Annotated in this window: 19 protein-coding genes; 11 read left to right on the forward strand and 8 right to left on the reverse strand. The window is 73.5% G+C overall.

Going from position 1 to position 21487, the window contains the following annotated elements:
* Nucleotides 1-65: 65 nt before the first annotated feature.
* Nucleotides 66-2489 (reverse strand): hypothetical protein, encoded by a 2424-nt coding sequence (locus ACZ3YO_RS28265; protein WP_465574596.1) that lies wholly within the window; start codon nt 2487-2489, stop codon nt 66-68.
* A gap of 298 nt (nt 2490-2787) precedes the next feature.
* On the opposite strand from ACZ3YO_RS28265, the gene ACZ3YO_RS28270 reads away from it, so the two are divergent.
* The 3 genes from ACZ3YO_RS28270 (at nt 2788) to ACZ3YO_RS28280 (ending at nt 5222) form a co-directional block, all read left to right on the forward strand.
* The gene (locus ACZ3YO_RS28270) at nt 2788-3537 is read left to right on the forward strand and encodes a GOLPH3/VPS74 family protein (protein ID WP_396324500.1); all 750 of its coding nucleotides are present in this window, start codon (nt 2788-2790) and stop codon (nt 3535-3537) included.
* Nucleotides 3538-4152: 615 nt separating this feature from the next.
* Nucleotides 4153-5016 carry a helix-turn-helix domain-containing protein gene (locus tag ACZ3YO_RS28275; RefSeq protein WP_465574599.1) on the forward strand — a complete coding sequence of 288 codons (864 nt, stop codon included), beginning with the start codon at nt 4153-4155 and terminating at the stop codon, nt 5014-5016.
* A complete protein-coding gene (locus ACZ3YO_RS28280) occupies nt 5013-5222 on the forward strand; it encodes a DUF397 domain-containing protein (RefSeq protein WP_396324502.1) in 210 nt (69 codons plus the stop codon). Before ACZ3YO_RS28275 ends, ACZ3YO_RS28280 begins: the two co-directional genes overlap by 4 nt.
* Nucleotides 5223-5491: 269 nt before the next feature.
* On the opposite strand, the gene ACZ3YO_RS28285 is transcribed toward ACZ3YO_RS28280, so the two are convergent.
* The 3 genes from ACZ3YO_RS28285 to ACZ3YO_RS28295 form a co-directional block, all read right to left on the reverse strand.
* Nucleotides 5492-6607 carry an ADP-ribosylglycohydrolase family protein gene (locus tag ACZ3YO_RS28285; protein ID WP_465548153.1) on the reverse strand — a complete coding sequence of 372 codons (1116 nt, stop codon included), beginning with the start codon at nt 6605-6607 and terminating at the stop codon, nt 5492-5494.
* Nucleotides 6608-6950: 343 nt separating this feature from the next.
* Nucleotides 6951-7325, reverse strand: coding sequence for a hypothetical protein (locus ACZ3YO_RS28290; protein WP_465574603.1), 375 nt, complete (start codon nt 7323-7325; stop codon nt 6951-6953).
* Nucleotides 7326-7420: 95 nt separating this feature from the next.
* Complete coding sequence (locus tag ACZ3YO_RS28295) at nt 7421-9991, reverse strand: bifunctional FO biosynthesis protein CofGH (RefSeq protein ID WP_465574606.1); 2571 nt, start codon at nt 9989-9991, stop codon at nt 7421-7423.
* A 180-nt stretch (nt 9992-10171) separates the two neighbouring features.
* Between ACZ3YO_RS28295 and ACZ3YO_RS28300 the strand changes: the two genes are divergently transcribed.
* The 3 genes from ACZ3YO_RS28300 (at nt 10172) to ACZ3YO_RS28310 (ending at nt 13517) form a co-directional block, all read left to right on the forward strand.
* A complete protein-coding gene (locus ACZ3YO_RS28300; RefSeq protein ID WP_465574609.1) occupies nt 10172-11434 on the forward strand; it encodes a LolA family protein in 1263 nt (420 codons plus the stop codon).
* A gap of 207 nt (nt 11435-11641) precedes the next feature.
* Nucleotides 11642-12574 (forward strand): ABC transporter ATP-binding protein, encoded by a 933-nt coding sequence (locus ACZ3YO_RS28305; RefSeq protein WP_465574612.1) that lies wholly within the window; start codon nt 11642-11644, stop codon nt 12572-12574.
* Nucleotides 12561-13517 carry an ABC transporter permease gene (locus tag ACZ3YO_RS28310; protein WP_465574615.1) on the forward strand — a complete coding sequence of 319 codons (957 nt, stop codon included), beginning with the start codon at nt 12561-12563 and terminating at the stop codon, nt 13515-13517. Before ACZ3YO_RS28305 ends, ACZ3YO_RS28310 begins: the two co-directional genes overlap by 14 nt.
* Before the next feature lie 120 nt (nt 13518-13637).
* Here ACZ3YO_RS28310 and rarD read toward each other — a convergent pair whose 3' ends face one another.
* Together rarD and ACZ3YO_RS28320 are read right to left on the reverse strand one after the other, a co-directional pair.
* Nucleotides 13638-14657, reverse strand: a complete 1020-nt coding sequence (rarD, locus tag ACZ3YO_RS28315; protein WP_465574618.1) for an EamA family transporter RarD — start codon at nt 14655-14657, stop codon at nt 13638-13640.
* Between the two features lie 113 nt (nt 14658-14770).
* Nucleotides 14771-15625 (reverse strand): SDR family oxidoreductase, encoded by an 855-nt coding sequence (locus ACZ3YO_RS28320; protein WP_465574621.1) that lies wholly within the window; start codon nt 15623-15625, stop codon nt 14771-14773.
* Between the two features lie 131 nt (nt 15626-15756).
* Here ACZ3YO_RS28320 and ACZ3YO_RS28325 point away from each other — a divergent pair, with 131 nt between their 5' ends.
* Nucleotides 15757-16173 (forward strand): winged helix-turn-helix transcriptional regulator, encoded by a 417-nt coding sequence (locus ACZ3YO_RS28325; protein ID WP_465574752.1) that lies wholly within the window; start codon nt 15757-15759, stop codon nt 16171-16173.
* 277 nt (nt 16174-16450) lie between these two features.
* Here the strand turns inward: ACZ3YO_RS28325 and ACZ3YO_RS28330 are convergent, their stop codons facing one another.
* Nucleotides 16451-17224, reverse strand: a complete 774-nt coding sequence (locus ACZ3YO_RS28330) for a TetR/AcrR family transcriptional regulator (protein WP_465574624.1) — start codon at nt 17222-17224, stop codon at nt 16451-16453.
* Between the two features lie 42 nt (nt 17225-17266).
* Between ACZ3YO_RS28330 and ACZ3YO_RS28335 the strand changes: the two genes are divergently transcribed.
* The gene (locus ACZ3YO_RS28335) at nt 17267-17467 is read left to right on the forward strand and encodes a DUF6011 domain-containing protein (protein WP_465574627.1); all 201 of its coding nucleotides are present in this window, start codon (nt 17267-17269) and stop codon (nt 17465-17467) included.
* Nucleotides 17468-17500: 33 nt separating this feature from the next.
* On the opposite strand, the gene ACZ3YO_RS28340 is transcribed toward ACZ3YO_RS28335, so the two are convergent.
* Nucleotides 17501-18418, reverse strand: a complete 918-nt coding sequence (locus ACZ3YO_RS28340) for a DUF6891 domain-containing protein (protein WP_465574630.1) — start codon at nt 18416-18418, stop codon at nt 17501-17503.
* 250 nt (nt 18419-18668) lie between these two features.
* On the opposite strand from ACZ3YO_RS28340, the gene ACZ3YO_RS28345 reads away from it, so the two are divergent.
* The 3 genes from ACZ3YO_RS28345 (at nt 18669) to ACZ3YO_RS28355 (ending at nt 21352) form a co-directional block, all read left to right on the forward strand.
* Nucleotides 18669-19214, forward strand: a complete 546-nt coding sequence (locus ACZ3YO_RS28345) for a hypothetical protein (RefSeq protein WP_465574633.1) — start codon at nt 18669-18671, stop codon at nt 19212-19214.
* 439 nt (nt 19215-19653) lie between these two features.
* A complete protein-coding gene (locus ACZ3YO_RS28350; protein ID WP_465574636.1) occupies nt 19654-20667 on the forward strand; it encodes a hypothetical protein in 1014 nt (337 codons plus the stop codon).
* Nucleotides 20668-20782: 115 nt separating this feature from the next.
* On the forward strand, nt 20783-21352 hold the full coding sequence (locus ACZ3YO_RS28355) for a hypothetical protein (RefSeq protein ID WP_465574639.1): 570 nt from the start codon (nt 20783-20785) through the stop codon (nt 21350-21352).
* Nucleotides 21353-21487: the final 135 nt, after the last annotated feature.

The raw sequence follows: 21487 nt of genomic DNA on the forward strand, positions 1-21487 counted from the left end.
ACCGGAAACGCCGACGGGGTGGGAGGCCGGCCGGCCTCCCACCCCGTCGTCCCGAGGCGGGTCGCTCAGAGCAGGCGGGTGATGCGGGAGAGGATGGACGGCGGCGCCAGGTCGGATTTGAGGAGCACCGGGACCTCCGTCCGGTTGTCGCCCGCGCCCACGCTCAGCGTGCCGACCTGGGTACCGGCCTTGGCCTGGTGGCCGAGCTTCGCCGGGTCCAGGGTGAGGGTGCCGGTGATGCCGGGGAAGCCGGCCGCGGTGAGGTCCTTGCCCGCCACGACCGGGACGGTACCGCCGAGGCCGTTGTCGACCCGGCCGACCACGTCGCCCTGCTTGGCCAGGGTCTGCCCGGTCACCCCGTTCTGGGCCGCCTGGACCTGCTTGCCGCTGACCTTCAGCACCGTCGGGAGGATCCCGTCGGTGACCGCGGGGGACGTGGCCGGCTGGCCCAGGGTGACGCCGAGGATCAGCCGCTTCACGCCGCCGATCTCCTTGTACGCGGCCCACATCAGGCAACCGCCGGCCGGGGTGCTGGACCCCGTCTTGACGCCGATGACCCCGGTCTTCGCGTTGATCAGGGTGTTGGTGTTGTAGATCTTCTGCCCGTTGAAGGTGGTGTCCGGGGTCGAGACGATCTGCCGGAAGATCTCGTCCTGCATCGCCTGCTCGGCCAGCTTCAGCTGGTCCTTGGCGGTGCTCTTGGTGTCCGGGCTGAAGCCGGCCGGGTCGGTGTAGACGGTGTTGGCCATGCCGAGCTTGGCGGCGGCGTCGTTCATCTTCTTGACGAACGCGTCCTCCGAGCCGACGTCCCACCGCGCCAGCAGCCGGGCCACGTTGTTGGCCGACGGCAGCATCAGCAGCTCCAGTGCCTGGTACTGGGTGAGCTGCTGGCCCTCGGTCAGGGTGACCCTGGACTCGTCGGTGTTGCCGGACTCCTGGGCGGCCTGCTTGTCGATGGTGATCTTCGGGCCGCTCTCCCCCTTCTTCAGCGGGTGCGACTGCAGGATCAGGTAGGCGTTCATCACCTTGGTGACGCTGGCGATCGAGGCCGGCGTCTCCGGGCCGGAGCTGCCGAGGCTGCCGACGCCGACCACCTCGGCCGCCGACTGGCCCTTGGCCGGCCAGGCCAGGTCCAGCGGGTCGCCGCCGAAGCTGAAGCTGCCCGAGGCGGTCATCTTCACCTTGGTGTCCGGCAGCGGGCGGAGCAGCTGGGCGACCACGACCGCGCCGAGCACGACGGTGAGGAAGACGGTCCAGATGGTGATCCGCTTGAGCGCGCGGCGCAGCGGCGAGACCGGGCGGGCGTTGAGCGCCGCCAGCACGTCCATCGCCTCGGCGGTCGTCGCCGGCCCGAGCATCGGCTGGGTGAGGCTCAGCAGGTCGGGGCCCGCCAGGGGTTCGGTGGTGGCCGCCTCCGGGTTTCGCGACGCGTCCGGGCGCGACGTGTCCACCCGCGACGCCTCCGGGCGCGGCGCGTCCGGGGCGGGCAGCGGCTCCGGCTTCGGCAGCGGCGGGGCCGGCGGCAGCGGCTTCGGGTCGGGGGTGGGGAGCGGCTCGGGCTGCGGGGCCGGGCCGGGCTTCGGGGCCGGCGCGGGCTTCGGCAGCGGCTCGGGCGTCGGCTCCGGCTCGGGGAGGGGCGCCGGCTCCGGGTGCGGCTCGGGCACCGGCTTGGGCACGGTGCCGGAGCCGGGGGCGGCGGGGAGCGCGGCGGCGGCCTTCGCGGAGAGGGGCTTCTCCAGCTTCTCCGCCTTCGCCTGCTCCGGCTGCTGCTTCCCCGACTGCCTCTCGACGGGCTTCCCCGGCTGCGTCTCGGCCGGCTTCTCGACGGGCTCCTCGACGGGCTCCTCGACGGGCTCCTCGATGGGCTTCTCGATGGGCTTCTCGATGGGCTTCTCGGCCTTCGCCGGCTCCTCGTCGTCCACGGGCTGCTCGGCCGGCGCGGCAGTCCGAAGGGCGAGACGCGGGTCGGGACGGGACGAACGGCCGGTGGCTCCGACGGGCTCCTCCCCCTTCGCCGGCGAACGGTCGGCGGCATCACCGGACCCTCCGTCAGCTGCGGCTTCGTCACGCTTCGGGGCGGGCGCGGTGAGCTCCGGCGGCAGCCTAAGGGCCGTGGTCGCATTGTCGACGGGCAGCCGGATCATCGTGGTCTTCGTGTCCACATCCCGGACCCGGAGCTGCACGGTCGAGCCGGCAGTGGCCGTTCCGGACGGCACCTCGACCGGCGCGCCGTCGGCACGGTCGGCGACATCCGCGGCGTCCGCGGCGTCCGAGACATCGGCGGCGTCGGCGGCGTCCGTGGCGGCGGCGTCCGCGGCGTCCGAGACATCGGCGGCGTCGGCGGCGGCCGTAGCGGCCGGACCGGCCGAATCAGCCGTCTCCTGCACACCGTCACCCCCGGCCGGGCGTTCCCGCTCCCCGCCCCGTTCCCCGTCCTGCTCGCGCGCCCGATCGCCGTCCCGCAGCACCCTGTCGGGGGACTCGCCCACGTAACCCAGCCTCCTCAACGACCGGCGGGGCACCGGCAGACCCGATTTCGGGAAGCCGACGCCCCGCCCCGTGTACCTGTACAGTCTCCGCCACCGACGGAGGTTCCGGCCGCCCACACCCCGCCCGACCGGCGGTTATTGCCGCCGCACGGCCGCACCGCGGCCCGTTCACCGCTCAGACGCCGGGCCTGGCGCCGCCGGTTCCCCGCTTCGTACGCAAGGTCACGATTCGGAGGCGTACTCGACAAGCCCGTGTGAGAGGCGTCACGCTGTTTCCCATCCACGCGGGGAGGCTTGGATGGGCAAGAGCCGCAGAACTGTTCCCGAGGAACTCTTGCTGCTCGCATTGGACCCGACCACGGGTACCACGGCGCAGCCGCAGACCCTCGACCTCGGACTCGCCGGGGCACAGCTCGTCGAGCTGTCCCTGGCCGGACGGATCGTCCCGGAGGGCGACCGGATCGCCGTCGTGCTGCCAAGGCCGACCGGCGACCCGACACTGGACCACGCACTGGAGTTGCTGCGCCGACGCGGCAGTCCGGTCCGTGCCGCGCACTGGATCGGCGGGCCCCGGCTGGGGCTGCGGCAGACCTATCTGGCGCACCTGGAGAGGTGCGGCATGGTCACGGCCGTGCCGGGCCAGGTGTGCGGGGTGCTGCCGACGACGCGTTACCAGGCGTCCGACGACTGCACCAACGCCGCGATCAAACAGCGACTGGACACCGCGATCCGCACCGGCGTGCCGCCGGACCCCCGGACCGCCGCACTCGCCGCCCTGGCCCATTCCGTGGGCCTGGGCAAGCATCTGTACCCGGGCAACGAGGGCCGGTCCTCGCGGTCCCGGCTGCGCGACCTCATCCGGTACGACCCGCTGAACGGGATGGTCGCGCACGCCGTCATGGACGTGCAGAACGGCCTGCCGTCCCAGCAGAACCGTTCACCCCAGGGCGGCGGCGCCCCGGCCGGCGCGGGCCACCCCGGCCAGCGCACGGCGAGCCGCAGCGGATCCGGCGGCCGGGTCGTGGCGCCGCGCGTGGGCGTCCGCTGACGCGGCCGGTCCGGGCAGCACAACCCCAGGAACCACCGCACCGCAGCACCACCGCTCCGCAGCACCAGAGCACCGCAGCACCACCGCTCCGCAGCACCAGAGCACCGCAGACCGCACCGCGCCGCGCCGCAGAACAGGAACCGCAGCATCGCGGGAACCGCAGGACGGCACCGCGTGCGGCACGGCGCCGGCCGCACCGCTCACGCCGCCACCCGGCGGAGAGCAACCAGCAGCACGGAGGGGCGGTCGCCCGCGACGGAAGTCGCCGGGCGGCCGCCCCTCCGCCGTCCCCGAGGGCGGCCGGACCGCTCCGCGGAGCCGGGGCCGGGCCACCTCGGCACGTGCCACCAGCACATCCGCGGGCGTCGGCGGCGCCCGCACCGCCATCACAGAACTACCGGATCGAGCCGCAGAGCCGCCTTACCACTCCGGGGTGCCCGCTGTCTCTCAGAAGCGCTTTTCCGATGATCTGTTCTACTGCGCTCCTGTGATTCCCCGGCGCCGACCTGATCCAAGGTGACATGCTGCTCCAAGTCAGGGGGGTTGGTCCCAATTTCCACAGTGTTCCGAGGACTGCCGTTCCAACGATCACCAGAGGTCCGGCCGGAGGTCGACGTGTCCGCGAACATCAATCCCACCGTGCGCCGCAGGCGCCTGGGCTCCGAACTGCGCAAGCTGCGCGAGGGCCTGGCCATGACGGCGGAGGAGGTGGCCGGCCGGCTGATGGTCTCCCAGTCGAAGATCAGCCGCCTGGAGAACGGCCGCCGCAGCATCAGCCAGCGCGACGTGCGCGACCTCTGTGACGTCTACAACGTGACCGACGAGGCGATGCGCGCCAGCCTGATGGAGATGGCCCGGGAGTCCCGGCAGCGCGGCTGGTGGCACGACTTCAACGACATGCCGACCCCCTATAGCGTCTACATCGGCCTGGAGGCCGAGGCCTCCTCGATCCGCGCCTACGAGTCCTCGTTCGTCCCCGGCCTGCTGCAGACCGAGCAGTACGCCCAGGCCGTGGTCGAGGGCACCCAGCCGGACACCGACGCGCTCGCCGTCCAGCGCCGGGTGCAGGTCCGGATGAAGCGCCAGGACCGCGTCAACGGCGAGAACCCGCTCGGCAGTCTCTGGACCGTCATAGACGAGGCGGTCCTGCGCCGCGAGGTCGGCAGCAAGGCCGTGATGGCCGATCAGCTGAAGCACATGCTGGAGCTGAGCCAGCGCTCGAACATCACCATCCAGGTGATCCCCTTCGCCCACGGCGCCCATCCCGGCATGACCGGGACATTCTCCCTGCTCGAGTTCCCCGAGTCAGCCGATTCCACGGTTGTCTACTTCGAAGGGGTGACGAGCGATCTCTACCTGGAGAAGGACGCGGACGTGCGCCGCTATACCAGTCTCTACGACCACCTGCGGGCGGCCGCGCTCGGGGTGGCCGAGAGCCGGTCACTGATAGCCAACATTGAAGAGGGATACCACTCATGAGCACCACCTTCGAGAACGGGACGGCCTGGCGGAAGAGCAGTCACAGTGGCGGCAACGGCGCCTGTGTGGAGATCGCCACGCCGGCCGCGGACGCGGTGGCGGTCCGGGACTCCAAGGACCCACAGGGACCGCAGCTGCACTTCTCGGCCGAGGCCTGGAACGCGTTCGCCAGCGCCGCCGGAGCAGGGGTGTTCGGCGGCTTCTGAACCGACTCCACCGTTCTCGGCCCGGTTGCCCGTGGCGGTGCCCGTCGCCCTCCCCCGGTGGCGGACGCCGCTACGGGCACCTGCGTGCCCGGGGCGTTCGAGGCGGCGGCGCAGTCCACGCGGCAGCCCGCGGGCCGGGGGCAGAACGATGAACCGGCACCGAGCGAGCACCGGCGCCGACCGGGGACCGGGGACCAGGGAGCGGCACCCAACGAGGGCCGGCGCAGACCGGGGCCGGCACCCAACGGGAACACGGCACCCAACGGGGATCAGCGCAGTACGGGGTAACGCGCGGACCAGGCCGCACCCTCCGCGGTGTCCGGGCCGTGCAGCTCCGACCCGTGCATGAGCTCCAGGACGAAGTCGTCGGCAAGCTCCAGCAGCGCCCCGCGCCCCTCCAGGCCGGCCACCAGGCCGGACGGCAGCGCGGTGTCGCCGTGCAGCACACCGAGCAGGTTGCCGCAGATCGCGCCGGTGGAGTCGCTGTCCCCCGAGTGGTTCACGGCCAGCAGCAGGCCCGAGCGGATGTCATGGGCGACCAGCGCGCAGTACAGCCCGATCGCCAGCGCCTCCTCCGCCACCCAGCCCTCCCCCAGGGCCTCGACCCGCTCGGCCGACGGCTCCCCGGCCCGGACCGCGTCCAGCGCCGCCCGCAGCGCCGCCGTGGTCTCCTCGTGCGCCGGCCGCTCGGAGAGCAGGGCCAGGGCCAGGTGGACGCCCTCCTCCAGCGTTCCGCCGCGGGCCGCGGTCTGGACGATCACCGCCAGCGCGCCGGCCGAGAGGTAGCCGGTGGGGTGGCCGTGCGTCAGTACCGAGCACTCCACCGCCAGCTGGAACACCAGGCCGGGCTCCCAGGTGGTGAGCAGCCCGAACGGCGCCGCCCGCATCACCGTGCCGCACCCCTTGGAGTGCGGGTTCTTGGGTGCCTCCAGGGTGCCGAGGCGCTCGGCGTCCGGCCCGGAGAGGCCGGAGAGGCAAGCCTGGCCGGGCGCACGCTGGGCGTACAGCCACTCCTCGCGGCCGAGCCAGCCGAGATCGGCCCGCCGCTCGTCCGGGCCCCAGTCCCGCTGGGTGGCGGACCAGCGCAGGTAGGCGAGGTGGAGGTCGGTGGGCGGGTGCCAGCTGCCGGTGTCCCGGCGGATGTGGGCGCGGATCAGCCCGTCCACGGTGAAGAGCACCATCTGGGTGTCGTCGGTGACCGCTCCGAGCCGCCCGTACGCGGGGACGTAGCCGGTGACGCCCTGCGGGCCGTGCACCGCCCTGATCTTCTCCAGCGACTCGAACTCGATGCCCGCACCGAGCGCGTCACCGATCGCGCCGCCGAGCAGACAGCCCCGCACCCGGCTGCGGAAGTCCTGCTGCTGTGCGCGTGACCACAGTGGCATCACGACGGGGCGCCTTTCGTCCGGGAAGGGGGGCGGCGCGACCCGGGCCGGTCGCGCGCCCTCGCACTGTATTCGAATGGCTGAACAAGTCGAGGGGTTCCGTGGAACAGCAGTCTTCAACAAAATGTTGCTGCACGGGTCATGCGCCGTCCACGGACCACCGCCCCGGGCCTACCGTCCCGGCCCATGACCTCTCCCGCACCCGCCTGGCCACCGCGCCCGCCCTGACCGGCGCACTGACCCTCGGCACCCCGGCGCTCGCCGTCGCCGCCCCGGCCCGCTCTCGCAGCCTGCTGCTCGTCGGCTGAGGCCGCCGGCCGTGGGGTGGCCGCCCCAAGGCCGCTCAGAACCCGCAGGTGTTCCCGTTGGTGTGGTCGACGGCCAGTATGTCGACGGCGGTGTACGTCTCCAGCAGACAGAGCAGCCCCGCGAGGGAGGCGACCACGACCGCCGTCCCCATCAGACCGGGCCGCCGCCGGGCAGCCACCGCCAGCCACGTCGTCCCCGCCGCGCCCACCAGGCTCGCCGCCGGCGCCCCGATCGCCGCGGCCCACACCGCCACGGGCAGGGAGGCGACCGCGTGGCAGACGTCCCCCGCCAGGTCCCGGTGGGTGTCGTGCGCGTACGTCGTGAGCGCGAACCCCAGCACGGCCAGCAGCAACGCCGCCCCGACCACGCCCCACCAGCCGGCGCCGCCCCCGACCGCCGTCCTCCGCACCGCGTCCCCCCTCGTCGTGGCGGCCCCGTCCGGCGGCCGCCACGGCGAGGACGCGGCCACCGGCGCCCCGGTTCCGTCCCCCGCCCCGGCGGCGGTCAGTCGAGCACCGGCAGCAGCTCCGGCAGGTGCCCGTCCGAGGCCAGGGCGGCGGCCTGCCGTTCGGCGGGCACCTCGCCGTAGGTGGTGGTGCGCTGCCGGTGCGGGCGGCCCGCCGCCTCGGCGATCGCCCGGAGGTCCCGGACCGACTTGTAACTCCCGTACGCCGAACCGGCCATCCGCGAGATGGTCTCCTCCATCAGCGTGCCGCCCAGGTCGTTGGCGCCCGAGCGGAGCATCTCGGCCGCGCCCTCGGCGCCCAGCTTCACCCAGCTGGTCTGGATGTTGGGGATGTGCGGGTGCAGCAGCAGCCGGGCCATCGCCACCACCGCGCGGTTGTCCCGGGCGGTCGGCCCGGGCCGGGCGATGCCGGCCAGGTAGACGGGCGCGTTGGTGTGGATGAACGGCAGCGTCACGAACTCGGTGAAGCCGCCGGTGCGCTGCTGGATCTCCGCGAGCAGCCGCAGGTGCCCCAGCCAGTGCTGCGGGGTGTCGACGTGCCCGTACATCATGGTGGACGAGGACCGGATGCCCAGCTCGTGGGCGGTGGTGACGACCTCCACCCAGGTCGCGGCCGGCAGCTTGCCCTTGGTGAGCACCCAGCGGACCTCGTCGTCCAGGATCTCGGCGGCCGTGCCCGGGATGGTGTCCAGGCCGGACTCCTTGGCCTGCTGGAGCCAGTCACGGATGGAGAGCCCCGTCCGGGTCGCCCCGTTGACCACCTCCATCGGCGAGAAGGCGTGCACGTGGATGCCGGGCACCCGCTTCTTCACCGCCCGCGCGATGTCGAAATAGGCGGTGCCGGGGAGGTCCGGGTGGATGCCGCCCTGCATGCAGACCTCGGTGGCGCCGACCTCCCAGGCCTGCTCGGCCCGGTCGGCGACCTGCGCCAGCGAGAGCGTGTAGGCGTCCGCGTCGGTGCGGCGCTGGGCGAAGGCGCAGAACCGGCAGCCGGTGTAGCAGACGTTGGTGAAGTTGATGTTCCGGGTGACGCAGTAGGTGACGTCGTCCCCGACCGCCGCCCGCCGCACGTCGTCGGCGATCCGGCAGAGCGCGTCCAGCGCCGGGCCGTCCGCGTGGAACAGCGTCAGCGCCTGGTCGTCCGTCAGCCTCGCCGGGTCGTCGGCGGCCACCGCCAGGGCCTCGCGGACGTCACCCGTCAACCGTTCCGGCACCGGGAGCGAGGCCTGCTCGCGCAGCACCTCCCAGTCCCCGTAGACGTCCTCGAAGTCGGCGCGGCGGTCGCCGGTGCGGCCCTCGGTGTCGATGGTGGCGTGCAGGTCCGTGCGCCCGTACGAGGCCGGGAGGTCCTCCGGCTCCTGCCAGGGGTGGCCCTGGACCACCGCGTCCGGGCGGGCCAGGCCGGTCTCCGGGTCGGACAGCGCCCGGACGTGCGGCAGCACCCGCGGGTCCAGCCACGGCTCGCCGTGCCGGACGTACTCCGGGTAGACGGCGAGCCGCTCGCGCAGCTCGAAGCCGGCCGCCGCCGACTCCTCCGCCAGCCGGTCGATCTGCGGCCAGGGGCGCTCGGGGTTCACGTGGTCCGGCGTCAGCGGCGAGACCCCGCCCCAGTCGTCGATCCCGGCGCCGATCAGCCGCCGGTACTCGCCGTCCACCAGGTTCGGCGGCGCCTGCAGACAGGCGGACGGGCCCATGATGTGCCGGGCGACGGCCACGGTCGCGACCAGCTCGTCCAGCTCGGCGTCGGGCATGCCGCGCATCGCCGTGTCCGGCTTGGCGCGGAAGTTCTGCAGGATCAGCTCCTGGATGCCGTGGTAGGCCCGGGAGACCCGGCGCAGCGCGAACAGCGACTCGGCGCGCTCCTCGTACGTCTCGCCGATGCCGATCAGGAGCCCGCTGGTGAACGGCACCGAGCTGCGCCCGGCGTCCTCCAGCACCCTCAGCCGGACGGCCGGCTCCTTGTCCGGCGAGCCGTGGTGCGGGCCGCCGGGCTCGCTCCACAGCCGGGTGGCGGTGGTCTCCAGCATCATGCCCATCGAGGCCGAGACCGGCTTGAGCCGCTGGAAGTCCGTCCAGCTCAGCACCCCGGGGTTGAGGTGCGGCAGCAGGCCGGTCTCCTCCAGGATGCGGATGGACATCGCCCGGACGTAGGCGACGGTGTCGTCGTAGCCGTGGGCGTCCAGCCACTCGCGGGCCTCCGGCCAGCGGTCCTCGGGCTTGTCGCCGAGCGTGATCAGGGCTTCCTTGCAGCCGAGTTCGGCGCCCCGGCGGGCCACCTCCAGCACCTCGTCCGGCGACATGAACATCCCGTGCCCGGCCCGGCGCAGCTTGCCGGGGACGGTGACGAAGGTGCAGTAGTGGCACTTGTCGCGGCAGAGCCGGGTGAGCGGGATGAAGACGCTCTTGGAGTAGGTGATGACGCCGGGCCGGCCGGCCGCTTCGAGGCCCGCGTCCCGCACGCGGGCCGCGCTCGCACAGAGATCCAGCAGGTCCGCACCCCTGGCTTGGAGCAGCACCGCAGCCTCGGCCGCGTCCAGCGCGACACCGTCCCGGGCACGGCGCAGGGCGCGCCGCATCGCGTTCGCAGTCGGGGTGTTGGTTGCATCCATGGCGCGACCCTACGCCAGTTCTCGTACATCCGGAGGAGCCAACCCTGAGGAGGTATCAGGGTCGGCTGCGCCCATAGTGCGACCCCTATCTGGCCCTGGAGGGCGATGACTCGGGCCGCCCGGGGCCGTGTAATGGAGGAGCAGAGGCAGTCGGTCACGGTGATGGAGGGGTAGGACGACATGACGGACGACACGGCGACTGAGCGGGACCAGGACGGCGCCGCGGTGCCGTACCGGGCGGGGCGGCGCACGGCGGTGCGGGTCGCGGTTCCGGTGGCGGTGGCGGCGGTGATCGCCGCGGGCGTCGGCCTGGTGCCGGCGCTCGCGGCCGACTCCCCGCCGGACCTGCCGACACTGTCGGCGGAGCAGGTGGTGGCGAAGGCCCTCGGCTCGCAGGCGCAGACGCTCTCGGGCACGGTCTCGGTCTCCGCCGACCTCGGGGTGCCGAGCCAGCTGCTCGGGGCCGGTGCCGGGCTCTCGGCCGGTGGCGGAGTGGGCTCGGGCGGCACCGGCGGCACCAAGCCGTCCGCGGCCTCGCCGGAGGCCAAGCTGACGCAGCTGCTCGGCGGCGAGCACACCCTGCGGGTCGCGGTGGACGGCCCGGACCGCCAGCGGATCGGCCTGATCGAGCAGCTGGCCGGGTACGAGGTGGTCCATAACGGCGACCAGGTCTGGGCCTGGGACAGCTCCAGCAACGAGGCCGTCCACCTGACGGCCCCGCAGGGCTCCCGCCCCGACGGCCACCCCGGTGGCGGCCACCCCGGCAAGGCGCCGCTGACCGAGGTTCCGGCCACCCCGCAGGAGGCCGCCCGCCAGTTCCTCACCGCGGGCGCGGGCACCACGGCCGTCACCGTGGACGGCACGGCGACCGTCGCCGGGCAGAAGGCGTACCAGCTCAGCGTGAAGCCCACCCAGTCCGGCTCGACCATCGGCGAGGTCCGGATCGCGGTGGCCGCCGAGAACGGCGTGCCGCTCGCCGTGCTGGTCAAGGGCGCCGACGGCGGCAAGGTGTTCGACATGCACTTCACCGAGGTGTCGTTCGCCAAGCCGGCCGCCAAGACCTTCGACTTCACGGTGCCCAAGGGCGCCAAGGTGACGGAGCAGAAGGCGGGAGACGCGGCCGAGGCGCCGTCCGGGGCGGAGGCACAGAAGGCCGCCGACGGCCTGAACGTGGTCGGGGAGGGCTGGACGGCGGTGCTGAGCGCCAAGCTGCCCACCGGCGACGTCAGCGTCCCGGCCGAGGGCGGGCACGGCAAGCACGGCAAGGGCGGTCCGGCCCAGCTGCAGAACCCGCTGGCGCTGGCGAAGTCGCTCGGCAAGCCGGTCAAGGGCGGCTCGCTGATCAGCACCAAGGTGCTGAACGTGCTGGTCACCGACGACGGCCGGGTCTTCGCGGGCGCGGTGACGCTGCCGGTGCTGCAGAGTGCGGCCGGGGTGAAGTAAGTGACCCAGGCTCCCGTAACGGGGGACGTTACGGAGCCGGCCGGGGGCCGGGGCGCTGCTGCGCGCCCGGCCCCCGTGGCCCTTCCCGCCTCCCCCGGCTCTCCTTCTCCCGGGTCCCCCGGCGCTTCCTGGTCCCCCGGCTCTCCTTCTCCCGGGTCCCCCGGCGCTTCCTGCTCCCCCGGCTCTCTTGGCTCCCCGACCGACGACGTGATCACGACCCGAGGGCTCACCAAGCGGTTCCGCGGCGGCCAGCTCGCCGTGGACGGGCTGGACCTGACCGTCCCCCGGGGCTCGGTCTTCGGCTTCCTCGGCCCCAACGGCTCCGGCAAGACCACCACCATCCGGATGCTGATGGGCCTGATCGCGCCCACCGCGGGCGTCGCCACCGTGCTCGGCGAGCCGATGCCGCAGTCCGTCGGCACGGTGCTGCCCCGGGTCGGTGCGCTGATCGAGGGCCCGGCGCTGTACGGCTTCCTCTCCGGACGGGACAACCTGGCCCGGTTCGACGCTGCCGATCCGACCGCCGATCCGCGCACCCGCAAGCAGCGGGTCGCCGAGGCGCTGGAGCGGGTCGGCCTGACGGCCGCCGCGGGCAAGAAGGCCCGGGCCTACTCGCTGGGCATGAAGCAGCGGCTCGGCCTCGCCTCGGCCCTGCTCCAGCCGCGCGAGCTGCTGGTGCTGGACGAGCCGACCAACGGCCTCGACCCGCAGGGCATGCGGGAGATCCGGGCACTGGTCCGCGAGGTCGCGGCCGAGGGCACGACGGTCTTCCTCTCCTCGCACCTGCTGGACGAGATCGAGCAGGTCTGCACCCACGCCGCGGTGATGTCGCGCGGCCGGCTGGTGGTGCAGGGCACCGTCGCCGAACTGGCCGCCCGGGCCCAGGGCCGGCTCGTCGTCCGGACCCCGGACGTGGCCATGGCCGCCGAGGTGCTGACCGCGCACCAGGTCGCCGACCTGCAGAAGGGCGAGGACCGGGTGGACGGCGGGCTGGACGCGCCGGCCGACGACGTCCTCCCCCGGATCTGCGCGGCGCTGGTCGCGGCCGGGGTGCGGGTGCACGGCTTCGGTGTGGAGCGGGGCACGTTGGAGGACGCCTTCGTGGCGCTGACCGGGGAGGGCTTCGATGTCGCGGGCTGAGGTGGCGAACAGCGCCGTGGCGGGCGGTGCCGTGGCGGGCGGTGCCGTGGCGGGCAACGCCGGGGTCCCGGGTGTGCCGGGTGTGCCGGTCGTCCCGGTGGCCGGGCGCCGGGCGCAGACGCCGGCCGGGTTCCTGGCGCTGTTCCGCAGCGAGCTGCTGCTGACCTTCCGCCGGGTGCGGACCATGGTGCTGCTGGGCATCCTGGCGGTGCTGCCGGTCCTGATCGGCGTGGTCGTCAAGATCGAGACGGACGGCCCGCGCGGCGGTGAGGGCCCGGCGTTCATCGCGCAGGTGACCCACAACGGCCTGTTCCTGGTCTTCACCGCGCTCGCGGTGGCACTGCCGGTCTTCCTGCCGATGACGGTCGGCGTGGTCGCCGGGGACTCGGTGGCCGGCGAGGCTGCCGGCGGCACACTGCGCTACCTGCTGGTCGCCCCGGCCGGGCGGACCAGGCTGCTGGCCGCCAAGTTCACCGCCGGGCTGGTGTTCTGTTCCGCTGCGACGGCAGCCGTCGCCCTGGCGGCACTGGCCACCGGCGCGGCGCTGTTCCCGCTCGACGACGTCACGCTGATCTCCGGGGAGACCATCGGCCTCGGCTCGGCGCTGCTGCGGGCGGTGCTGGTCGCGATCGTGGTGGCCGCCTCACTGGCCGGACTCGTCGCGATCGGGCTCTTCATCTCGACGCTCACCGGCAGCGGCATCGCGGCGATGGCCGCCACCGTCGGCCTGGTGATCACCATCCAGATCCTGGACAGCTTCCCGCAGCTGCACGCGATCCAGCCGTTCCTCTTCACCCACCACTGGCTGAGCTTCGGTGACCTGCTGCGCGAACCGATGTACTGGGACGGCGTGCTGAAGAACCTCGGGTTGCAGGGCGTGTACGTCGCGGTCTTCGGCTCGGCCGCGTGGGCCCGCTTCACGAGCCGGGACATCACGGCCTGACCTCCGTTCCCCGGCCGACGGCCCCTTCCGGGGTGGCCGGGGAGTCGTGGTCAGGCCGCCCGTTCAGCCGGGGCCGGCCGTCGTCGGCGGGCCGGGCGGCGGGTACAGCGGGCGGCGGGTTCAGCGGGCGGCGGCCGGCGCGGTGGCGGGTCCGGCCGTGCCCGGTCCGGTCATGCCCGGTCCGGCCGTCGTGGAGGCGGCGGCCCGGGCCAGGGCCGCGGCGCGCTCCACCCGGTCGGCCCGCACCCGGCGCAGCGCGTCCCAGGTGAGCAGCACCAGCGCCGCCCAGACCAGGGCGAAGCCGGCCCAGCGCGCGGGCGGCATGGACTCGTGGAACACCGCGATGCCGATCAGGAACTGGAACACCGGCGCCAGGTACTGCAGCAGCCCGAGCACGGTGAGCGGGACCCGCACGGCCGACGCGCCGAAGCAGAGCAGCGGGATCGCGGTGATCACTCCGCTGAGCATCAGCAGCCCCGAGTGCCCCCAGCCGTACGAGCCGGCCACCGTGTGCCCGAGGGTGCCACGGCCGCTGAACTCCAGGTAGACCAGGTAGCCGAGGGCGAAGGGGAACATGAAGGCGCTCTCGGCCGCCAGGCTCTCCAGCCCGCTCAGCCCGACCTTCTTCTTCAGCAGCCCGTAGGTGGCGAAGGAGAGTGCCAGGGTCAGCGCGATCCACGGCAGCCGGCCGTACCCGACGGTCAGCACCACCACCGCGAGGGCGCCGATCCCGACGGCCGCCCACTGCGCCGGCCGCAGCCGCTCCTTCAGCACCAACACGCCGAACCCGATGGTGACGAGCGGGTTGATGAAGTAGCCGAGGCTGGTCTCGACGACGTGCCCGGCGTTGACGCCCCAGATGTAGACGCCCCAGTTGACCGAGATCACGGCGGCGGCCGCGCCCAGCATGGCGAGCCGGCGCGGCTGGCGCAGCAGCGGGCGTATCCAGCCCCAGTGCCGCTGGACGAGCAGCAGCAGCGCAACGGCGACCAGCGACCAGACCATCCGGTTGGCGAGGATGTCGTCGGCCGCGCCCGGCTCCAGCAGCGGCCAGAACAGCGGGAAGAGCCCCCAGATCCCATACGCGGCCACACCGAACCAGAGCCCTCGGCCGGCCTCCTGCTGGGTTGTCTCTGGCATTGCCGGCCTGCCCTCCGCGCGCACGTGTGTCGAGCCGACGGTAGCGGGCCCGGGGGCAGGCTGTCATCTCCGTACGCGCATTTTGGTCATGACAGCGGAGGGACCGGGAACCGTCAGGCGGTGAGCGCGGCGCGCACGGTCTCCGCCAGCGGGACGGTCGGACGGCCGATCAGCCGGGCCAGGTCGCCGGTGCGCAGGCCGAGTTCGCCGCGCGCGATGGCCGCGTCCGTGTCCACGAAGACCTCCGCGAACGCCTCCGGCAGACCCGCCGCCACCAGCCGCTCGACCTGCTCGGCCGGCTCGACCTCGCGGTACACCACCGGCCGGCCCGAGGCCGCGGAGAGCTCCGCCGCGTACTCGCCCATGCTCCAGTCGGCGTCGCCGCTCAGCTCGTACACACCGCCCTCGTGCCCCTCGCCGGTGAGCACCGCGACCGCGGCGTCGGCGTAGTCCTGGCGCGGGGCGGTGGCCACCCGACCGTCCCCGCCACTGCCGAAGACCTCCCCGCGCTCCAGGCTCCCGGCCGCGGTCGCGGTGTAGTTCTCGGTGTACCAGCCGTTGCGCAGCAGCGCGAAGGGCAGGCCGGACTCGCGCAGCACCGCCTCGGTGGCGATGTGCTCCTCGGCGATCCGGAACGTCGCCGCCGGGCCGCCCAGCACGCTCGTGTAGGCCAGCAGCCCGGCCCCGGCCGCCTTCGCCGCGTCGATCACCGCGCGGTGCTGCGCCACCCGGCTGCCGAACTGGTTCCCGGAGATCAGCAGCACCCGGTCGCCGGCCGCGAACACCCCGGCGAGCGTCTCGGGGCGGCCGTAGTCGGCCTCGTGCACCCGCACGCCCCGGGCGGCCCAGGCGGCGGCCTTGTCCGCCGAGCGGACGACCACCGCGATCTGGTCCGCCGGGACGGCAGCCAGCAGCCCCTCCACGACCAGCCGGCCGAGCTGTCCGGTGGCACCGGTGACGACGTACATGTGCTGCTCCCTGGGGTTTCTCACCGCGCGTCGGGGGTCCTCGCCGCGCTTCGGCTTCGAGAACTCACCCTAGGGAGGGCACTAACTTCTGGATAGTACGCACTTCGAAGTAGGGTACTGACATGAAGGTAATGGCAGAGACGTCATCGGCCTCATCGGCCCCGTCGGCCTCGTCGTTCCTCGACAGAGCGCCCGACATCTACGACCGCATGTGCCCGTCGCGCGGCGTCCTGGAGCACGTCACCAGCCGTTGGGGCGTGTTGGTGCTGGTCGCGCTGCGCGAGCGTGGCTACCGCTTCAGCGAGCTGCGCCGCCGGGTGTCGGGCGTGAGCGAGAAGATGCTCGCGCAGACCCTCCAGACGCTGGAGCGCGACGGCTTCGTCCTGCGCGAGGCCCACCCGGTGATCCCTCCCCGGGTCGACTACAGCCTGACCCCGCTCGGACTGGAGGCGGCCGAGCACGTCTCCGCGCTCGCGCACTGGGTGGAGGAGCGGATGTGCGGCGTCCGGGCCGCCCGCGAGGAGTACGACGCCCGGCCGCCTCGCTGAGCCGGGTGAGCACGGCGGCGCGGGTGGGACGGCGGCGCGGGCGAGCACCGCGACGCCGGCGGGTCGGCGGCACCGGCGACCCGCCGGGCAGGGGCGCGGACGGGCGGGGCGCGGCCCGGTCCGGACGAGGCTCGAGCGGGCAGCACCGGGGGTTTTATGCAGACCGGTCTACCTATGTAGACCGGTCTGCATATACCGATCGGATCTGCATATACCGATCGGTCTACAGATTCACCGCGTGGCAAGCCGGCGCAGCAAAATAGGTAGGCCGGTCTACTTACTCTCCCTGCGCCGCGATCAGCGCCGCGAATCCGTCCAGCACCCGGGCAAGTCCGAACGCGTACGCGTGGTCCGGGCTGTACGCGCCGCCGTGGGCCTCGCCGGCCGCGGAGCCGACGCGCGCGGCGACCGGGAACCGTTCGGGGTCGAGGACGCGGGCCAGCAGCTCGGCGTTGGCGGTCCACCACTGGGCGTCGCTCATCGCGCTGTCCTGCTCGGCGGCACGCTCGTCGACGGCCATCCGGGCGCAGGTCTGCACGAAGCCCAGCAGGTGGGTGAGAGCCGCATCCAGCTCCACGTCCGCCAGACCCGTCCCCTCCAGGGCACGCAGCTCGTACTCGTACTTGGCCATCACCCCCGGCCCCAGCGGCGGGCGGCTGGTGGAGACCCCCGCCACCCAGGGGTGCGCCCGGTAGAGCGCCCGGTTGTCGTCGGCCACGGCGGTGACCCGGGCCCGCCAGTCCTCGCCGGCGGGGGCCGTGCGCGGCATCGTCGCGTAGACGGTGTCCAGCATCAGGTCGAGCAGTTCGGCCTTGCCCGGCACGTAGGTGTAGAGCGCCATCGGGGAGACGCCCAACTCCTGGGCGACCCGCCGCATCGTGACGGCGTCCACACCCTCCGCGTCGGCCAGCGCGATCGCCGTCGCGGCGATCTCCGCCGGCGACTTCGCCTGCCGGGGCCCGCGCCGGCCCGGCTTCTCCTCCGCCGACACACCCCAGAGCAGTGCCAGCGTGCGCGCCGGATCTCCTGCACTGCTGCGCTCACTCGCCATGGGGAGATCCTTTCACGGCCGGGCCCGGCTACCGTCTAGCCCATGACCGCCCCCGACCCCCTCCCCGGCACGGACGCCCCGGAGGTCCTCCGCCCCCGGGTCACCTGCCGCCGCTGCCACCGGCCGCTGCACGACCCCGAGTCCCGGATGCTGCGCCTCGGCCCGGAGTGCCGGGACCCGGCGGAGCGCGTCGCCCGCCACGAGGTCGAGCAGGACACGCTGCCGGGGCTGGACGGCCCCTGAAGCCTGCTGGAGAAGGAAGGCTGTGCGTGAGCTCTAGCCGACCAGGCGGCGGCGCCAGTCCAGGGGGGCGACGGTGACGGCCTGGCCCGGGTCGCCGTCCCACGAGGTGTGGAAGCCGCCCGCTTCGAGGGCGGCCACCACCTCGTGGCCGATGGCCGCGGTGGTCTCGGACGAGCCGTCGAAGCCGCCGTAGAGCAGCGTCAGGCCGTGGCCGGCCGCGGCGGCGTCCGTGCACTGGGTGTGGAAGTAGACGAAGCCGCGAGCGTCCGGCCCGCCTTCGCCGCCGATCTCGGACTGCCCGCAGCTGCGGCAGCAGGTGAAGTTCTCGCGGGCGGTGATGCCGGCCTCCTGCAGGGCGGCGAACACACGGGTGAGCCGCTCCGGGTCGGTCTCACCCTGCCAGTGCGCCTGCTCCGCGACGCGCTCCAGCCACAGCCGGTCGGCCAGCACCTGCGCCTGCTCGCGCGAGACCGGCCGGCGATCCTTGGTGACCAGGTAGTCCTCGGCGAGCTCGGCCAGTTCGGCGCGGGAGGCGTAGCCGCCGACCAGCACCTCGCGGACGCGCTTCTCCAACTGCCTGCGGTCGTCCTCGTCCAGGTCGAGCGCCGGCACCTCGCGTGTGGGGCCCAGGTCGAGCAGCGACCAGACCGGACCGGACTCCCAACCGGCCTCCTGCCGGGCCCAGCCGGTCAGCACCGCGACCACGACCTCGGGACCGTCGGCCGGCGTCCGGAAGTGCCGGTCGGAGGAGCCGTCGCGGTACTCCAGCGTGTACTCCCCGCCGGACTCGTGCCAGACCTGCGCGAAGACGTCGGGCAGGTCGGGAACCCGCTGGATCACCAGGAACCGGTCACCGTCGCCGCCGATCCGGCGGACCAGCCCGGCCAACTCCTCCGCGGACAAGCGGACATGCCGCTCCCTGTTCTCCGTCTCGACCACGATCTCAAGCACACGCAGACTCTGGCACACCCCCCTGACAGCCACTATCCGGGGATCACCTCCTCGGGTCTCGGGCCTCGGGCCTCGGGCCTCGGGCCTCGGGCCTCGGGTCAGGGTCCCGTCTCCTCCTCCGGGGGCGCACCCCGGCCCGACACTCCCTCGGCGGGGGGAGACGGTCCGCCGGTGCAGACGATGGATCCGGTCGCCCGCTGCGCGATCGTCGAGGGGTCGGTAAACCCCGTTCCCACCGCAGGAGTTCACGATGTCCCGCCGCCACCTGTCGAACACGACCACAGCCGCCGCGCCCCGCTGGGCCGTGTGGACGGCGTGGGCCACCGTGCTGTGCACGGTCCCCTCGTGCGTGTGGCGGCTGGCGTTGGGCTTCGGGGCCGACGTCGGCTTCACCGGCAGGCTCGGCGAGCTGTACACCGGTCCGGCGATCATGGTCTACGTGCTGGTGCTGTCGGTCGCGTCGCAGGCGGCGGCCTGCCTGACGCTGGGCCTGGTCCGGCCGTGGGGCGAGCGGGTCCCGAACTGGGTTCCGGGGCTGGGCGGCCGGCGCATCCCGCGGGCGGCGGTGACCGTCCCCGCCGGGCTGGGCGCTGCGGCCGTGACCGCGCTCTGCGCCGCGGTCACGCTGATCCCCGGCGGCCCTCTGGACAACCCCGACTTTCCCCGGGGCACCGCCGGCCTGGTGATGGACGCCTGCTACGCGCCGCTGCTGTTCTGGGGCCCGCTCGTGGCGGCGCTCACCGTCGCCTACGCCCGGCGTCGCCGCGCCGAAGCGGCGGCACCGGCAGCGGAATGAGCACCGGCAGCGGGACCGAACGCCGGAGGGCGCGGCCGGGCCCTCCCTGCCGCCACCACCACCCGCTGCCGCTGATCAGCTCCTACGCCAGCGGCCCGACCTGGGTCGTCACCGTGGACGGCGCATCGGACGTCGACGCGACGCTGTGGGCGTCGGCGATCTGTTCCACGGCGCCGCACACCCAGGTGTTCAGCGGGCCGGTCGCGGTTCCGGCGCGGAGCCAGCAGACCTTGCAGGCCCTGTGCCCGGCCGGCCAGTACGCCACCGGAGGCGGCGGGCGCGTCGACCTCGGCGCCCTCAACGTCGAGGGGTCCTTCGCCACCGGGAACGACCTGAACGACCAATGGTCCGGGGCCGGAGCGGTGTCCGCGCCGACGGGTAACGTCCTCGCCGACCCGGTCTCCGTCCACCGTCTCCGTCCACCGCCGAAGGACCTCCGTTGGCACGCACCACACCGCCCCGCCCCGCGGACATCGTCGCCGCGTTCCCCGAACTGGCGCCGCTGGCCCGCGAGACCGTCCGGTTGCACCCGCGCCGCGGCGAGCCGACGGTGCGCGACAGCTCCGTCGGCGGGCCGCTGCTCTGGCCGGCGGGCGAGCCCTGGCCGGTGTGCGAGCGGGAGCACGAGGACGACCACGGGCTGCCGGTGTCGCCGAGCGACGTCCGGCTGGAACGGCAGATCCTGGGCGAGGCCCGGAAGCGGCCGCGGCGACCGGGAGCCGACTTCCTCACGCCGGAGGAGCGGGCGGCGCTCGACCGCGCCGGGGAGGGCCACCCGTGGAGCACGGCACCGAACGCGATGCTGCCCGTGGCCCAGTTGTACGCACGGGACGTACCGGGCCTGCCCTGCCCGGACGGTGCCGACCTGCTCCAGGTGCTGTGGTGCCCGCTCGACGGCCACGGGGAGGACATGCCGGTCGTGCACCTGGTGTGGCGGTCCTCCGCCGACGTCCGGGCCGTGCTGACCGACCCTCCCGCGCCGGCCGACGTGGAGAGCCACGGCGGGACGGTCCCGGAGCCGTGCGTGCTCCACCCCGAGGTGGTCACCGAGTACCCGGCGCCGTTGGAGCTGGACCGGGAGCTGCGGTCCCGGATCCGGCAGTGGGGCGAGACGTCCGGCCGCCCTGGGGGCGGCGACCCTGCCTGCTACCAGTCGGACCTCTCCGTCGCCCCCGGCTGGAAGGTCGGCGGGTGGGGCCCGTGGAGCTTCCGCGATCCGTGGGCGATGACCTGCGGCGCGTGCGGGGCCGCCATGACACCGTTGCTGACGATCAGCTCCGGCGGCTCGGACGGGACATGGGCGCCGCTGGAGGAGCAGGGTGTGCCGGCGGACGCGGAGGCCCGGCGCGACATCGACGACCCGGTCATGGTGCAGATCGGCCGGGGCTACAACCTGCAGCTCTACTTCTGCCCGACGTCCTTCGACCACCCGCACCTCGAGGTCATGCAGTAGCCGGCGGTCGGCCTCGCTGCGAGCACTGGAACGTTGCCCCGCAGGCCTGTTGGGGATCGGACGGTGAGCATCCCCGCCGTCCCGGCGCGACAGCCCAGGGCGTAGTGTGCGCGGAGTGAACGAACTGATCTTCCGGGCCAAGGACCGGTACCGTCCGTCCTGGTCGCACCTCCTGATGACGCTCGTCATCTTCGGTCTCGAAGGCTCCTTGGCCGTCGTCAAGATGGGTCCCACGGCTGGCGCTTGGCTGATCGGCGGAACGATTCTGCTCCTGACACCCCTCGGCTGCGTCACGTTCCGGAGCTGGTCCTCGGTCGGCCCCGCCGGAATAACCATCTGCTGGGGCCTCGGGCGCGGCCGCACCTACCCGTGGCACGAGGTCCAGTGGATCGACGTGCGGAAGATCGAGAGCCAGACCGGCGACTCGCAGGCGGCCCGGATGTTCCTCACGAGCGGGCGGCGCCGCTCGCTCCCCGGGCTCCAGAACAGCGACATGTACCCCGACTCCGAATTCGACGTCGACTTCCAGCGCGTCGTCAACTGGTGGGAACTGAGCACGGACGAGGCTGCTCGGGTCCGGCCGCAGAAGCAGTTCCGGGACCGGATCTCGCCAACGGTGCTCGGCCTCCTCATCGCGGTCCTCATCGCGGTCGTCGCCGGAGCCGTCTTCGTACTGATGCACTAGGACCGTCTGACACATGATCATCTGACTGGTTCGCGGAGCCGTGGGATCAGGGGCCCGGACCAACGGCCTCACGGTAGCGGTCGGCGAGCTCGCCGAAGCGCAGGGCGATCGCCCGGAACCACTCAGGGCGGGCGA

It is taken from the genome of Kitasatospora sp. NPDC022785 (assembly GCF_055561295.1).